Genomic DNA, 564 nt, shown 5'->3' on the forward strand with positions numbered 1-564 from the left:
GTTAGCGGACGGGGCGAGGACTGGGCGATGCTCGATACATTGGTTAGCCAGTCTTATATGCAGGATAAGTATGCCCTGCTTGAAATTATCCGTGCCGGTGCAGCCGATTATGATGCAGCCGAAGGACGATTGAAAGCCCTGAACGGTGGCTCAGCCTACCGTTACCTATTGGAAAACATCTACCCACAGCTTCGCCGCACCGATTACCAGTTACACTATACCGTAGCACCGTTTACCCTAGAAAAAGGTAAAGAAGTGTTCAAACGTAACCCGGGCAACCTCTCCCTAAACGAGATGTTCCTCATTGCAAACACTTATGAGCCGGGTACCGCTGCCTTTAACGAAGTCTTTGAAACCGCGGCTCGGCTTTTCCCCGGGGATGATGTGGCGAACCTGAATGCCGCTGCCAGCGCGCTAGCGCGCAAAGATGCCGCTTCGGCCGCCCGTTACCTGGCGCGGGTAAATCAGCGCACCGCCGCCTGGTGGAACAATGCCGGGATACTGGCTTACCTGGAAAAGGATATGAAGCGGGCAGCCGACTGCTTCGCCCGGGCACAGGCGGAA

Annotated in this window: 1 pseudogene; it reads left to right on the forward strand. The window is 55.7% G+C overall.

The window, feature by feature from the left end:
- A pseudogene (locus tag D0T87_RS23675) lies at window positions 1-564 on the forward strand (hypothetical protein); the annotation flags it as partial.

This window comes from Bacteroides sp. 51 (assembly GCF_010500965.1).
Taxonomy (GTDB): Bacteria; Bacteroidota; Bacteroidia; order Bacteroidales; family Bacteroidaceae; genus Bacteroides.